11 protein-coding genes are annotated in these 14,374 nt (G+C 69.9%); 7 read left to right on the plus strand and 4 right to left on the minus strand.

What is annotated here, in order from left to right; translation table 11 throughout:
* Window positions 1-22: 22 nt before the first annotated feature.
* Window positions 23-1,363 carry an ATP-binding protein gene (locus ACQY5G_RS10575; RefSeq protein ID WP_428273776.1) on the minus strand — a complete coding sequence of 447 codons (1,341 nt, stop codon included), beginning with the start codon at window positions 1,361-1,363 and terminating at the stop codon, window positions 23-25.
* Between the two features lie 264 nt (window positions 1,364-1,627).
* Between ACQY5G_RS10575 and ACQY5G_RS10580 the strand changes: the two genes are divergently transcribed.
* The 4 genes from ACQY5G_RS10580 to ACQY5G_RS10595 all read left to right on the plus strand — a co-directional run bounded on the left by ACQY5G_RS10580 (window position 1,628) and on the right by ACQY5G_RS10595 (window position 8,039).
* The gene (locus ACQY5G_RS10580) at window positions 1,628-4,927 is read left to right on the plus strand and encodes a WD40/YVTN/BNR-like repeat-containing protein (protein ID WP_428273778.1); all 3,300 of its coding nucleotides are present in this window, start codon (window positions 1,628-1,630) and stop codon (window positions 4,925-4,927) included.
* Between the two features lie 61 nt (window positions 4,928-4,988).
* Window positions 4,989-6,410 (plus strand): NfeD family protein, encoded by a 1,422-nt coding sequence (locus ACQY5G_RS10585; RefSeq protein ID WP_428273780.1) that lies wholly within the window; start codon window positions 4,989-4,991, stop codon window positions 6,408-6,410.
* Window position 6,411: 1 nt separating this feature from the next.
* Window positions 6,412-7,395, plus strand: a complete 984-nt coding sequence (gene floA / locus ACQY5G_RS10590; protein WP_428273782.1) for a flotillin-like protein FloA — start codon at window positions 6,412-6,414, stop codon at window positions 7,393-7,395.
* Entirely contained in the window at window positions 7,395-8,039 is a 645-nt protein-coding gene (locus ACQY5G_RS10595) for a hypothetical protein (RefSeq protein WP_428273784.1), read from the plus strand. Before floA ends, ACQY5G_RS10595 begins: the two co-directional genes overlap by 1 nt.
* A gap of 45 nt (window positions 8,040-8,084) precedes the next feature.
* Here the strand turns inward: ACQY5G_RS10595 and ACQY5G_RS10600 are convergent, their stop codons facing one another.
* The 3 genes from ACQY5G_RS10600 to ACQY5G_RS10610 form a co-directional block, all read right to left on the minus strand.
* A complete protein-coding gene (locus tag ACQY5G_RS10600; RefSeq protein ID WP_428273786.1) occupies window positions 8,085-8,849 on the minus strand; it encodes a VOC family protein in 765 nt (254 codons plus the stop codon).
* A 145-nt stretch (window positions 8,850-8,994) separates the two neighbouring features.
* A complete protein-coding gene (locus ACQY5G_RS10605; protein ID WP_428273788.1) occupies window positions 8,995-9,249 on the minus strand; it encodes a hypothetical protein in 255 nt (84 codons plus the stop codon).
* A gap of 47 nt (window positions 9,250-9,296) precedes the next feature.
* Window positions 9,297-10,112, minus strand: a complete 816-nt coding sequence (locus tag ACQY5G_RS10610) for an SURF1 family protein (protein WP_428273790.1) — start codon at window positions 10,110-10,112, stop codon at window positions 9,297-9,299.
* A gap of 178 nt (window positions 10,113-10,290) precedes the next feature.
* Here ACQY5G_RS10610 and ACQY5G_RS10615 point away from each other — a divergent pair, with 178 nt between their 5' ends.
* The 3 genes from ACQY5G_RS10615 to ACQY5G_RS10625 are packed head-to-tail and all read left to right on the plus strand — an operon-like array spanning window position 10,291 to window position 14,364.
* Window positions 10,291-11,880, plus strand: a complete 1,590-nt coding sequence (locus tag ACQY5G_RS10615; RefSeq protein ID WP_428273792.1) for an AMP-binding protein — start codon at window positions 10,291-10,293, stop codon at window positions 11,878-11,880.
* Window positions 11,877-12,365 (plus strand): PaaI family thioesterase, encoded by a 489-nt coding sequence (locus tag ACQY5G_RS10620; RefSeq protein WP_428273794.1) that lies wholly within the window; start codon window positions 11,877-11,879, stop codon window positions 12,363-12,365. Before ACQY5G_RS10615 ends, ACQY5G_RS10620 begins: the two co-directional genes overlap by 4 nt.
* Window positions 12,352-14,364, plus strand: a complete 2,013-nt coding sequence (locus ACQY5G_RS10625; protein WP_428273796.1) for an amidase — start codon at window positions 12,352-12,354, stop codon at window positions 14,362-14,364. Before ACQY5G_RS10620 ends, ACQY5G_RS10625 begins: the two co-directional genes overlap by 14 nt.
* Window positions 14,365-14,374 lie beyond the last annotated feature (10 nt).

Raw genomic sequence — 14,374 nt, forward strand, 5'->3', positions numbered from 1 at the left:
GCGCGGCGTTCTCCAGCGCGTTCTACGGGCCGAGCGCTCCCAGCGGGATCACGCTCACCCCGTCCGGACGAACATACCCGAAGCCGCGCTCGACGATGACCGCGAGGGCGGCGGGTTCTCCGCACCGGCTCGTATCCACACGGTCGGCGAACTTCAGCAGCGAACTCGCCGCCTCATCGATCCGCCCCAGGCCGAGCTTGATCTCGAAGGCCGCCCAGCGGCCGGGGCCGGCGTCGACGATGGCATCCACTTCGAGACCGGCGTGGTCACGGTAATGACTTACGCTCGCGCCGAGAGCCTGGGAATAGACGCGCAAGTCGCGGATCACCATCGATTCGAACAGGAAGCCGAACCAGGAAAAGTCGTGCAGGAGTTGTTCCGGCCCCGCGCCGAGCGCCGCCGCCGCGATGGACGGATCCGCCAGGTGCCGCTTGGGGGAACGGTGAAGTCGGGTGCGTGACCTGAGATGAGGCGCCCACGGCGGCAGGTCCTCCACCACCATCAGGCGCTCGAGGCCGGCGAGGTACGAACGCGCGGTATGGCCCGTCATCGATGGGTGATCCGGACCGGAGACATCGCGGGCGATGGTCGCGAGAGAAGCGCACGTGGCAACGTTCCGGGCCAGCGACTGCATGAAGCGATGGACTCGCCCCGGGTCCCGCCGAACTCCGTCGGCGCGCCGCAGATCGGCACGGCAGATGTCGTCCACGTAGCCCCGATTCACCCGCAGCGACTCTTCGGCCGAGGATTGCAGATGCCCCGGCCAGCCACCCACGCAGACGAGTTCGGCCAGATCGTGTACGGACAGGTCGATCGATGGATGAGAGACGGGTGAGCCCCCCAGCACGTTTGCGAGTGACACCTGGCCGGTGCCGTGCCCCAGTTCGAAGAGCGACATGGGGCGCAGGCGCAGCCGGAGGATTCGGCCGGCGCCGGTATGGCGCGTGACGTCATCGGGCGGAACGGCCGATCCCGTAAGGATGAAATGGCCCTTCCCGCGGCGCTTATCCACCGCACGCCGGACGTGGTTCCAGATCACCGGGGCGGTCTGCCACTCATCGATCAGGCGAGGGGTGGCGCCTTCCAGCACCAGGTCGGGATTGACCAGGATCATGTCCCGGGCCCTGCGGTCGACATCCAGAAAGACCTCGCTTGCCGCGACATGCTGGGCGGTCACCGTCTTCCCGCAGGCGCGCGGACCCTCGATCAGCACCCCGCCGGCCGCAGCCAGACAGGCCCGCAATTCCCGGTCGGCCACTCGACCGCGGTAGTCGTCGACGTCGAGTCCTTCCGCTCGCCCGCTCACATGCCCGGACGTGCGTCCGACCCCTGCGTTTCCCCCTTCATCGAGTCTTGATTCCATGCCGACCGCTCCCCGGATGCGTGTGCCACGAAAGCAGAATAACGAGACAGAGACAGATTTTCAACATCTACAGAGACATATTTTCAATACAAATGGAAGCATATTATCAACGAACACGGAAACATGATCTCACGGTTCGTGACCTTCGAGCGCTTCGGGAGCCGGGCCCGTTCCGGGAATAGGGGTCCGGCGTATTGCGCGGGCATCTCCGCGGTGCAGTTTGCGGGCGGAAGCCCGTCATCTCCCCGTTTCCGAGGCAGTACCATGAAAGCAGCCCGAGTCCTCGCGCTCTCCGCCGCCGGTCTCCTCTTCGGCGCCACGACCGGTGCCACGGCCGGCGCCGCCCAGTCCGCGCTCGAGACGGCGATCTCCCATCTCGAGTACCGGGAGGTCGGCCCCGCCCTCATGGGAGGCCGCATCGCCGACCTCGACGTCGTCGAGGCGAAGCCCCAGATCTTCTATCTCGGCACCGCCACCGGCGGGCTGTGGAAGACGGAGAACCACGGCACGTCCTGGACGCCGCTCTTCGACGACCAGCCGACGAGCTCGATCGGCGACGTGACCCTGCACCAGGCGAACCCGAACCTCGTCTGGGTCGGCACCGGGGAGCCGCAGAACCGACAGTCCTCCCCGTGGGGGAACGGCGTCTACAGGTCGACGGACGGCGGGAACACGTGGATGCACATGGGGCTCGAGGCGACGAAGCACATCGCCCGCATCCTCATTCACCCGCGGAACCCCGACATCGTGCATGTGGCCGCGATGGGGGACCTCTGGGGTTCGAACCCAGAGCGCGGCGTCTTCCGGACGAGGGACGGCGGGGAGACGTGGGAGAAGGTGCTCTACGTCGACGACCACACGGGCGCGATCGACCTCGCGATGGACCCCGCCGACCCCAGCACGATCTTCGCGGCGATGTACCAGCGGCAGCGGACGGGCTGGGGCTTCAACGGCGGCGGGCCGGGGAGCGGCCTCTACCGCACGGTGGACGGCGGCGACAGCTGGACGGAACTCACCGAGGGCCTTCCCGCAGGGGACAAGGGGCGCATCGGCATCGACATCTACCGCCAGGACGGCAACCTCGTCTACGCGCTCGTCGAGGCGGATCCCCGGCGGCCCGGCCAGGGTTTCGGGGGCGGAGGCGGCGGTCCGCGCCAGGGCGGGCTCTTCCGCTCCACCGACCGCGGCGAGACGTGGGAGAAGGTGTCGGACACGAACCCGCGCCCGATGTACTACTCCCAGGTCCGCATAGATCCCGGCAACCCCGATCGCATCTACGTCCTCGGGACGCAGCTCGCGATCTCCGATGACGGGGGACGGACGTTCCGCAACGACGGCGCCGTCCAGATCCACGTCGACCATCACCAGTTGTGGATCAACCCGGAGGATCCGGACCACCTGATCCTGGGGAGCGACGGCGGGGTCGCGGCCTCGTGGGACGGGGCGGCGCACTGGCGCATGTTCGACAACATCCCGCTCGGCCAGTTCTACGCGATCGGCTTCGACATGCGGACGCCCTACGCGGTGTGCGGGGGACTGCAGGACAACGACGCCTGGTGCGGGCCCTCGGACACGCGTTCGTTCCACGGCATCCGGCACCAGGACTGGTACGAGACGGCGTACGGCGACGGCTTCTTCACGATCGTCGACCCCACCGACTCCACGATCGTGTACTCGGAGTCGCAGGGCGGGAACATGAACCGCTACGACCTGACGACGGGAGAGAAGATTCCCATGCGTCCGATCGTCGGGCCGCGGGCGGACGGGGACACGACGAAGGCCTACCGCTACAACTGGAACTCGCCGCTGCTCCTCTCGCCGCACGACCCGGCCACGGTCTACCTGGGCGCGAACTACCTGCTGCGCTCGCGGGACTACGGGATGTCGTGGGAGGAGGTCGGGGGGCTCGACCTCACGAAGCAGATCGACCGGGAGGAACTCGAGATCATGGGCGTCCCCGGCTCCGAGCCGCAGATGTCGCTCAACGACGGGATCGCGAACTACGGCAACCTCACCTCGGTGGAGGAATCGTCGCTCGTGCGCGGACTCATCTATGCGGGGACGGACGACGGGAACCTGCAGGTGACGCGCGATGACGGTGAGACGTGGGAGAACGTCGTCGACCGCATCCCGGGTCTCCCGGAGCGGACGTACGTGAGCCGGGTGGAGCCGTCCCACCACGTGGAGGGTCGGGTGTACGCGACCTTCGACGGGCACCGGAACGGCGACTACGCGGCGTACGCCTACGTGAGCGAGGACTACGGACAGAGCTGGCGGGCGATCGCGAACGGGCTCCCGGACGGGTGGTCGGTGAACGTGATCGTCGAGCATCACCGGGCGCCGAACCTCCTCTTCATCGGGAACGAGGTCGGCGTCTTTGTCTCCGTGGACCGCGGGGAGAACTGGGTGCAGCTGAAGAACAACCTGCCCACGGTGCCGGTGGACGACATCCTCGTGCACCCGCGCGAGAACGACCTCATCGTCGGCACGCACGGTCGCAGCCTCTATATCCTCGCCGACGTGGCGCCGCTCGAGGCGCTCTCCGAGGGGATGCTTGCAGAGGCGGGACGGGTGTTCGGGGACCGCTCGATCATGTGGGTGGAGCGCGGGGACTGGCCCTTCTACGGCGCCACCTACAGCGCCCCGAACCCGCCACGCGGGGCCCGCATCCGCTACTACCTGCGCGACGCCCCGGCCGAGGACATGACGGCGGACGACGAGGAGGGAGAGGACGCCGGCGATGAAGACGACAACGGCGAGGGAGACGACGGAGAAGGGGACGACGACGGCGAGGAGCCGGACCGCGGAGACGCCGGTGACGATGGGGACGACGCCTTCGCATTGAAGATCTCCGACGCCTCGGGGGTACACGTACGTACGCTGGAGGCGCCCGCGAAAGTGGGCATCAACGAGGTCATCTGGGACTGGCGGTACGACGCGCCGTACGAGCGCGAGGGCGGCCCGGGTGGCGGCCCCGGCGGAGGCGGCGGCTTCTTCGGCGGCGCGCCGCAGGGCCCGATCGTCCTGCCCGGCGAGTACACGGTGAGCATGGAGGCGGGGGGCGAGACGTATTCGGCTACGGTCGAGGTCGTCGCGGAGCCCCGTCGGCCGATGAGCCGGGCGGACCGGATGGCGCGGCAGGAGGCGCTGATGAGCCTCCACGCGATGGCGGGCCCGATCTACGAGGCGGGGCAGGCCCTCAACGCGATCGAGGAGCAGCTGTCCGCGGCGGAGGAGCTGATCGACGGCGCGGACGAGGCGCCCGAAGGATTGGAAGAGGAGCTTGAGGCGATCGAGGAGGAGGTGGAGGAGATTCGCGACGAACTGGGAGATGCGCGCAGGAACGCCGGCGTCGCGAACGCGATCCAGGGGTCGTCCACGGTCCCGACGGCGGACCACCTGTGGCAGGTCGACGAGGTCTGGAACGTGATGCCGGAGTTGCTGGACCGGCTCAACGCGCTCATCGAGACGCGCGTGCCGGCGCTGAACGCGCAACTGTACGCGGACGGCGTGCGGCCGTCCGCGGGCGAACCGATCGCCCTGCCGGACCGGCCGGGCGGCTGATGGGCGGCCGACGCACCGCACCGTTAGATTGCGGCCCATGCGACCCATGACGAGACAGGGAATGAAACCGGGCCTGACGGGGCTGCCGGCGCCGCTGCTCGCCCTCGGGCTGGCAGTGGTCGCGGCGTCCGCCTCGGGCGGGCCCGTGCCGCCGGGACTCGGCACGGTCCTCGCGCCAGCCGTGCCCGTCGCGCAGTCCGCGGGCACGGTCGTTCGGGTGCCGATCTCCGGCACGATTGAACTCGGCGTGGCCCCGTTCGTGGCTCGCGCGCTAGCGGAAGCGGCGGAGTCCGGGGCGCCCGCCGTGATCATCGAACTCGACACGCCCGGGGGCCGGGTCGACGCGGCGTGGAAGATCATCGACGACCTTCGCGACGCGGAGGTCCCGACCTACGCCTACGTGAACCGCCGCGCGCTCTCGGCGGGCGCGATGATCGCGCTCGCGACCGACCGGATCTACATGCGGCCGGGCTCCACGTTGGGAGCCGCCACGCCGGTCACCGGCGAGGGCGAGAAGGCTCCGGAGAAGATGGTGAGCGCGATGCGCTCCGAGTTCCGGGCGCTGGCCGAGGAACGGGGCCTGGATCCGCTCGTCGCGGAGGCGATGGTCGACGAGAGCATCGAGGTCCCGGGCGTGAGCGAAGCCGGCAGGCTGCTCACCCTCACGACGGATGAAGCCACGGCGCTCGGGGTCGCGGACGCCGAGGTCCGGGACCTCATCGAACTCCTGGAGGTCACGCGGCTTCCGGCGGCCCCGGTGCGGGAGATCCAGCCGAACTGGGCGGAGGCGATCGTCCGCTTTCTGACGAACCCGGCGGTCGCGCCGCTGCTGCTCAGCCTCGGCTTCCTCGGACTCATCGTGGAGGTCCGGACGCCGAGCTTCGGGGTGGCGGGGGCGGTGGGACTCGCCTCGCTGGCCGCCTTCTTCGGGGCGCACCACCTCGTTCATCTCGCCGGGATCGAGGAGATCCTCCTCTTCGGCGCGGGGGCGGTGCTCATCGCGCTCGAAGTCCTCGTCATCCCCGGCTTCGGGATCGCGGGGATTCTGGGGACGGCGGCCGTGCTCGGGGCGGCCGTCATGGGCATGGTCGGCCAGGTCCCGACCTTCGACCAGGTGTTCAACGCGGCGGGTCTCGTCTCACTCTCGATCATTCTCGTGGGGGTGGCGACGTGGGCGCTCGTCCGGCACCTGCCCCGCAGCAACCGATTCTCCGGTCTCTTCCTCCGCGCCTCGACGAGCCGCGAGACGGGCTACCTCTCGGTGCCCCCGCGCGAGGATCTGGTTGGTGAACGCGGCGTCACGTCCACCGACCTGCGGCCCACGGGGGTCGCGATCGTCAACGATGAACGCATCCATGTCGTGACCGAGGGTCCCTGGCTCGAGGCCGGGACCCCCATACGCATACTTGAGGTGGCGAGCGGGCGAGTTCTCGTGCGCCGCGCCAAAGAGACACCCGAATCCGAAAACAGGAACGAGGTCTGATATGCAACCGCTGGCTGGTACCAGCATCATCCTGCTCATCGCCGTCGCGCTCGGTCTTCTCATTCTCTCGTGGATCGTACCGATCCGACTCTGGGTTACGGCGATCGCGTCGGGCGTGCGCGTGGGCCTCGGCAGTCTCGTGGGGATGCGCCTGAGGAAGATCCCTCCGCCGCGGATCGTCTACCCGCTCATCAGCTCCTACAAGGCGGGGCTTCCGCTCCATACGAACGAGCTGGAGTCGCACTTCCTCGCAGGAGGCGATGTGGAGCGGGTCGTGAACGCGCTCATTTCGGCGGACAAGGCGCAGATCGAACTGCCGTTTCGGCAGGCCGCCGCGATCGACCTCGCGGGACGGGATGTGCTCGACGCGGTGCAGGTTTCGGTGAACCCGCGGGTCATTCAGACGCCGAAGGTCGCCGCGATGGCGAAGGATGGGATCCAGCTCATCGCGACGGCGCGCGTGACGGTGCGCGCGAATATCAACCGCCTCGTCGGCGGGGCGGGGGAGGAGACGATCCTGGCGCGCGTCGGCGAGGGGATCGTGTCGACGATCGGGTCGGCCTCATCCCACAAGGCGGTGCTCGAGAACCCGGACAACATCTCCAAGACCGTGCTCGCGAAGGGGCTCGACTCCGGGACCGCGTTCGAGATCCTGTCCATCGACATTGCCGACGTCGACGTGGGGAAGAACATCGGCGCCGAGCTTCAGACCGACCAGGCGGAAGCGGACAAGCGGATCGCGCAGGCGAAGGCGGAGGAGCGCCGTGCCATGGCGGTCGCGTCGGAGCAGGAGAACCGGGCGCTCGTCGAGCAGATGCAGGCCGAGGTCGTGAAGGCGGAGGCGGAGGTTCCCCTCGCGATGGCCGAGGCCTTCCGTGAGGGCAACCTCGGGATCATGGATTACATGAAGTACCGTAACATTCAGAGCGACACGCAGATGCGCAGGTCCATCGCGAAGCCGCCGGAGAGCGACAAGGACGGCTGATGCCCGACCTCGAAGGGGCACTGCCCCTCATCCTGCTGATGATCTTCCTCTGGGTGCGCAGCATCGGCGCAGCGATGAAGAAGAACCGGCAGCGGCAGGAACAGGCGCTGGGGGAGGGGCCGGAAGCGGACCCGACGACGGGCGAGGACGGGCCCCTGGAGCTGCCCGGGCTGCCGAACCTGCCGCCGGATGCGGGAGTCGCGACGACCGCACCGGCGAAGCGCCCGAGCCTGCGCGAACAACTGCGCGACATGGGCCGCCAGCTCGAGCAGCAGATGCAGCAGGCCGCGGAGGAAGGCCGGCCGGGCAGTATGGTCGGGCATGTGGATCCGGAGGAGGCCACGGAGCCTCCTCCGTTCATCCGCCCTGCACCTTCACCTCAACCCCGGGTCACGCCTGCCTCGGTTCCGGCGCACTCCGTCCGCTCGAGCCCGGCGCGCGAGCCGCTTCGCCCCGCGGCGGCGCGTCCGCTCGGTGAACCGCCTCCGCCGGTTGTGGCGAGTCGGCGTGCCTCCGCGTCGGGAGACGGTCCGCTGGAACGTCTCGAGCGCTACCCCTCGCTCGCTCGCGCCGTGATCCTTTCCGAAATTCTGGGGACCCCGCCGGGGCTGTCCGACCGCGAGGGACCGGCGTCGCGGAACTGACGCGCCCGGCCCCGCAGCCGGGCCCGCTCGGGGCCGGCTCGGCCCTTACCTGCTATGCAGGGCGAAGCCGGCTCCCTGCGGGTCGAGGCCCATAAGGATAAACTCGCCGCCAGGGACCTCCATTGGCCCCACGACGACCGACCCGCCCAGTTCCTTCACGACCTCCGCCGAAGCGTGCACGTCGGCCACGAGGATGTAGAGCGACCAGCACGGCGGCGGCATGTCGTCGCCCCGCGTCATCATGCCCCCCAGCTCCTTGCCGTCGCGCCCGTACATCTGGTAGATGCCGGCCTCGCCCATGTCCATCTGCGTCGTCTTCTCCCAGCCGAACAGGTCGGAGTAGAACGACCACGCCGCCTTGAGGTCCCCCGCGATCAACTCGTGCCAGGAGAACTCTCCGAGGGCGGGCGGTCCGTTGTGCCCGGGCGTGTGTCCCGAAGGCTGGTACGCCGTGAAAACCGCCCCGCCGGGGTCCCTGAGCACCGAGATGTGGCCGACCTCGGGGATCTCCATGCGGTGGATCACGCTACCTCCCAGCTCCTCGGCCCGCGCCGTCGTCGCATCCACGTCGGGCGTCGACAGGTAGGGCATCCAGTGGGGCGGGGCCCCGTCGGCGAGGGCTTCGTCCGGCAGCTGCATCACGCCGCCGATGGGCGTGCCGTCGTTGTTCCAGGTGATGTAGGGCGGTCCTTCGCCCTGCCATGTTCCGGTCTCCCAGCCGGCGACCTGCCGGTAGAAGTCCTGCGCGCCTTCGAGGTCCGTAGTGAGAAGCTCGTACCAGCAGAAGCGGCCGAGCGGCGTTTCAGACATCGTCTGCCTCCTGAGAGATGTCGGGTGGAACTGCGGCCGGGTCGCGCCCGGCGGGGGGAAGATGCCGGCCCGTACGGCGGAATCCCGATGCCGGTTTCGCGAACGCCGGCATGGACGCCGCCTGAGGGCGATGGCCGGTCATCGATCAGTCATCGTCGGCAAGGTCATCGAGGAACGGCGATTTCTTCCTGCGCGGTTCGTGGACGTCCCCGAAGGGCGAGGCGCCCGGAGTCCCGCGACCCGTCTTCGCGTCCGGCGTCGCGCTGCCGAGTATCGATTGGAGTTCCTGCTCGCTGAGTTCGAATGGGTCGTCCCCGGCGTAGAGCGGGGGGCGGACGCGTCGGGGCGCACCCGGGTTGCCCGGCAGCGGCTCGAACCGCCATTCGGATCGCGAGGCCACGCGTACCTCCCAGCGACTTCCCCGTCGGTCGGAGAACTTTCGATGGCTCAACGTCGCTGCCTTTCGGATGAGGACGCCCCGGATGAGGACGCCCCGGATGGGGACTTCCCGTCGGATGAAGAGCGGAGCAGGATCGCCGTCCCGCCCAGCCCGATGACGGCGAACGCGAACCACTGGATCGCGTAGGAGAGGTGCGGGCCGGCGTCGGTCTCGACCGCACGCGCGGGACGCAGGGCGCCGCCCGGGGGAGGGTCGTCCGCCCGCAGGACGTGGGGTGTGGGATCGAGGGCGGTCTGTTCGCGAATCAGGGCCAGGTCGAGCCCCGCGATGGCGAGGTGGCGCGCCCCGCCGGTCTCCGCCCACAGGGGCTGTCCGCCGCGTCCGTCCCGCGAGGACACGAAGACTCCCGAAACCGCCGTGCGGGTTCGGGTTTCTCCTCGGGGGTCCGCGGGGTCAGGGGAATTCGGCCACCCGGACGCGAGGTCGGGGCGGAGGCCGTCGGGCGCGGGCAGCCAGCCGCGGAGGACCATCACGGTCTGCCCGGCGTCGCCGCCGACGAGGAAGGGAGTCAGCACCTCCGCGCCGGCCCGCCCGTCCAGGGTACGGCTCCGGAGGATGACCTCGGCCGCCCGGTCCCATTGGCCGGCGAGCCGCGCGCGGCGGCCGATGAGGCCGGCCGTATCGGACGGCACATCGCCGGGGTCGCGCCATTCGAGCCGCGGGGCGTCGGCGCGCTCGGCGCGCGCGCGCACCCCGGCGCTCCGCTCGCCGTGCCGGTCGAGTTGCCAGAACCCGAGGCGGACGAAGAGCGCGCTCAGGCCGATCGCGACGACCCATAGGACGATCTTGCGGGTGGACGTCATGGAGAGTCGAGTCTACGGGGTCCTCCGCCCGGGCGCAGCCGGTCCCGGCGACCACGCGCCCCGCCCGGCAATGCCGCGGCGCTCCCGGCTTCTTGCCGGGCCGCGGCTGGTTTGCCGATCTTCCCGCTCCCGTATCGGCGGCCGACGCCGCCCCCCGAATCCACCGGAAGGACGCCGAATGATCTTCCACAGCCCGCATCCACCGATCACCGTCCCGAAAAAGTCCTTCTCCGACTACCTCCTCGGTTCGCTCGGAGACCGCCGGGACAGGCCCGCGTTCATCGAAGGACCGAGCGGCCGGGTGGTGACGTACGGGCAACTCCGTGATCAGGCGCGCGCCGCGGCGCGGGGCCTCGCGGCCCGCGGACTGGGGCGCGGAGGCGTCATGGCCATCTGCAGCCCGAACCTGCCCGAGTACGCGACGGCGTTCATCGCGACCGGCATGGCCGGCGGCTGCAGCACGACGCTGAACCCTCTCAGCACCGACGACGAACTCGTCTCCCAACTGAACGATTCCGGCGCCCGCTGGTTCATCACCGTCCCGCCGCTCCTCCAAAGGGCTCAAGCGGTCGCGGCACGAACGGGGATCGAAGAGATCTTCGTGTTCGGAGAAGCGGAGGGCGCCACCGCCTTCGCCGACCTCATCGCAGACGGGATGAAGGACGGGATGAGGGCGGATGCGGAGCCGGCGGGCATCGGCGATCCCGCCGAGGATCTCCTCACACTCCCGTATTCGAGCGGCACGACGGGCGTGTCAAAGGGCGTGATGCTCACGCACAGGAACCTCGTCGCGAACATCGAACAGTTCAGCGCCGTCGGCCTCGTGGACGCCGACGACGTCGTGCTCGCCGTCCTCCCCTTCTTCCACATCTACGGGATGGTCGTGGTCATGAGCGGCGCCCTGAGAGCGGGGGCGACCGTCGTCACCATGCCCCGCTTCGATCTCGAGGAGTTTCTGGGCGCGATTCAGCGATACCGGGCCACGAGCCTCTACCTCGTTCCCCCGATCGTGCTCGGCCTCGCAAAGCACCCCGCGGTCGACGGCTACGACCTCTCGTCCGTGAACTGGATCATGTCCGGGGCGGCTCCGCTGGGAGAGGAAATCGCCCTCGCCTGCCAGGAGAGGATCGGGTGCCGCGTATTCCAGGGCTACGGCCTCACCGAGGCGAGTCCCGTCACCCACGTCTGTTTCGGGGAGAACGTGGACGTGGACAAGATCGGGACGATCGGACCGACGATCCCGAGCACCGAGATGATGATCGTCGATCTCGAGTCCGGGGAGGCGCTGGGACCCGGCGCGGACGGGGAGGTATGGGTCCGCGGTCCGCAGGTGATGAAGGGATATCTCGGGAACCCCGAGGCGACGGCGGCCACGGTCGATGCCGAGGGCTGGCTCCACACGGGGGATGTGGGACGCGCGGACGAAGACGGATATGTGACGATCGTCGACCGCGCCAAGGAACTCATCAAGTACAAGGGTTACCAGGTGGCCCCCGCCGAACTCGAGGACCTCCTCCTCGCCCACCCGGCCGTGGCCGATGTCGCCGTCATTCCGGTGGCCGATGAGGAGGCCGGAGAGATCCCGAAGGCGTGCGTCGTGAGGGCGGGAGACGTCACCGGCGAGGAACTCATGGGATACGTGGCGGAGCGCGTGGCCCCGCAGAAGAAGATCCGTGCCGTGGAGTTCCTCGAGGAGATCCCGAAGTCGGCGTCGGGCAAGATCCTCCGGCGGTTCCTGGTGGAGCGCGAGCGAGCCGGGGCGTCGTGAGCGAGTCGCTGCAGGAGAGGTACGCGCGCGAGTCGATCTGTTTCGGCTGCGGTCCGGCGAACCCGGAAGGGCTCCGGCTGTGCAGCTTCCCGGCGGCGGAGGGCGGCCACGACCCGGACGGCAGCTACGAGGTGATCGCGGAATGGACGCCGGGGCCGAATCACCGGTCGTTCCCGGGAATCCTCAACGGAGGGATCATCGGGACGCTGCTCGACTGCCAGTGCAACTGGTGTGCCGCGCACTACTTCATGCGTACGCGCGGACTGGACCATCCGCCCGTCACGGTGACCGCCGAATACACGGTCCGGCTCCGGAAGCCGACGCCCTCGGACGCGCCGGTGCAACTCCGGGCGCGGATCGCCGAGGCGGGTGAGCGCAAGGTCGTCGTCGAAGCCGAACTGCTTTCCGGGGGAGAGCGCACGGCCACCTGCTCCGGGACGTTCGTGGCCATCGGAGAAAGGCACCTGGCGTATGGAACCCGCTAGCACCCTCGCTCGCACGCTCGCCCCGCGCGGTCCCGGCTTCCACGGCTTCGTCCCCCGGAGCCTCGTCGCCCGCGGCCTCGTCGTTCGCCACCTCATCGTGTGGGGTCTCGCGTTCGCATGGGGCGCCTCGTCGGCGGCACGGCTCTCCGCCCAGACGGGGGAGGGCGGGGCGGCGGCGTTCGAGGTGTGGGAGGCGTCGATCCCCGAGCTTCAAGCCGCGCTCGAGTCGGGTGCGGCGACCTCCGTCGACCTCGTCGACGCGTACATCGCGCGGATCGCGGCGTACGACCGTGCGGGGCCGACGCTCAACGCGATCATCCGCCTCCATCCGGGCGCGAGGGAACAGGCGCGGCGGCTCGACGCGGAGCGCGCGTCGGGGCGCGTGAGGGGGCCGCTGCACGGGATCCCCATCCTCCTCAAGGACAACTACGACACCTTCGACATGCCCACGGCCGGATCGACGGTTGCGCTTGCGGGCTGGACGCCGCCGGACGACGCCTTCCAGGTGGGAAAGCTGCGCGAGGCGGGAGCGATCATCCTCGCGAAGACGAACATGCACGAACTGGCGGCGGGGATCACGAGCATCAGCTCGCTCGGCGGGCAGACGCGGAACCCGTACGATCCGGCGAGGAACCCCGGCGGCTCCTCGGGCGGGACGGGCGCGGCAGTTGCGGCGAGCTTCGGCGCCGTGGGCTGGGGGTCCGATACGTGCGGGTCGATCCGCATCCCGTCGTCGGTCCACAACCTCGTCGGGCTGCGGCCGACGAAGGGGCTGTCGAGCATCGACGGGATCATCCCCCTCTCGCACACGCAGGACACGGGCGGGCCGCTGGCGCGCTCGGTCGTGGATCTCGCGGTCGCCCTCGACGCGACGGTCGGCGCGGATGCGGCAGATCCGGCGACGGAGGCGATGCGGGACCGCGAGCCGGTCGGCTTCCGCGCCGCGCTCGACGCGCAGGCGCTCGACGGAGCCCGGATCGGCGCGCTGACGGAGTGGCTGTCGGATTCGGGCGCGGAAGCTCCGGTCACGGCGTCCGTCCGCGCCGCCCTCGATGCGATGGCCGCGGCGGGGGCGGAGATCGTCGATGTCGAGATCCCGGACCAGGACTCGCTGCTCGCGAACACGAGCGTGATCGGGCACGAATTCGCCGTGGATCTCGCCGCGTACCTGGATGCGGCCGGCGGTGCGCCCGTGGCGTCGCTCGGGGAAATCGTGGAACGGGGACTGCACCACGAGCAGCTCGACGGCACCTTCCGGCGGCGCAGCGAGTCGGGGCCGCGCGATGAAGCGGCCTACGCCGACGCGCTGGAGCGGCAGGCCGCGCTGCGGGAAGCGATCGTAGCCTTCATGGACGAAGAGCGGCTCGACGCGATCGCCTATCCGACGCTGCGGCGCGACCCCGCGCGGATCGGCTCGCCGCCGGTCGGAGGGACGTGCCAGCTCGCCGCGCACAGCGGGCTCCCGGCGATCAGTGCGCCCGCGGGGTTCACGCGGACCGGGATGCCGACCGGCGTCGAGCTGATCGGCCGCCCGTTCGACGATGCCCGTCTGGTCTCGTTCGCATACGCGCTCGAACGGGCGATCGAGCCGCGCCGCGCACCTCACCGCACGCCCCCGCTCGTGGACGGCCGCGCGCCGGAACCGCTCCGCTTCAGCGTCGCCGGCGACGGCGGATGGGCCGGGCGGCCCGCCGCCCCTCGGCTCCAGGGCAGCTTCAGCCTCGACCTTCCGCGCGGCACCCTCCGCTACCTCATCTCCACGTCCGCCCTCGGGCCGGCCGACGTCCACGCGATCGTGCTCCAGCGCCGCGGAAACGGAACGCGGCCGAACGCGATCGTGCGCCGTCTCTCCGGTCCGGGCCTCGCGTCGGCCGAAGGGACGCTGGCGCTGAGCGCCGCCAATCTGGACGACCTGCTCGCGGGACGGATCGAACTCGCGCTCTACACCGCCGACCGCCCACTCGGCGCCGTCCGACTCGCCCTCACGCCGGAGGGCTGAGGGATAAGCT

Source organism: Candidatus Palauibacter sp. (assembly GCF_965261555.1).
Taxonomy (GTDB): Bacteria; Gemmatimonadota; Gemmatimonadetes; order Palauibacterales; family Palauibacteraceae; genus Palauibacter.

Coding starts and splice junctions, on each gene's coding strand:
- ACQY5G_RS10575 (WP_428273776.1), bottom strand. CDS start 1,363: ATGGAATCAAGACTCGATGAAGGGGGAAACGCAGGGGTCGGACGCACG.
- ACQY5G_RS10580 (WP_428273778.1), top strand. CDS start 1,628: ATGAAAGCAGCCCGAGTCCTCGCGCTCTCCGCCGCCGGTCTCCTCTTC.
- ACQY5G_RS10585 (WP_428273780.1), top strand. CDS start 4,989: ATGAAACCGGGCCTGACGGGGCTGCCGGCGCCGCTGCTCGCCCTCGGG.
- floA (WP_428273782.1), top strand. CDS start 6,412: ATGCAACCGCTGGCTGGTACCAGCATCATCCTGCTCATCGCCGTCGCG.
- ACQY5G_RS10595 (WP_428273784.1), top strand. CDS start 7,395: ATGCCCGACCTCGAAGGGGCACTGCCCCTCATCCTGCTGATGATCTTC.
- ACQY5G_RS10600 (WP_428273786.1), bottom strand. CDS start 8,849: ATGTCTGAAACGCCGCTCGGCCGCTTCTGCTGGTACGAGCTTCTCACT.
- ACQY5G_RS10610 (WP_428273790.1), bottom strand. CDS start 10,112: ATGACGTCCACCCGCAAGATCGTCCTATGGGTCGTCGCGATCGGCCTG.
- ACQY5G_RS10615 (WP_428273792.1), top strand. CDS start 10,291: ATGATCTTCCACAGCCCGCATCCACCGATCACCGTCCCGAAAAAGTCC.
- ACQY5G_RS10625 (WP_428273796.1), top strand. CDS start 12,352: ATGGAACCCGCTAGCACCCTCGCTCGCACGCTCGCCCCGCGCGGTCCC.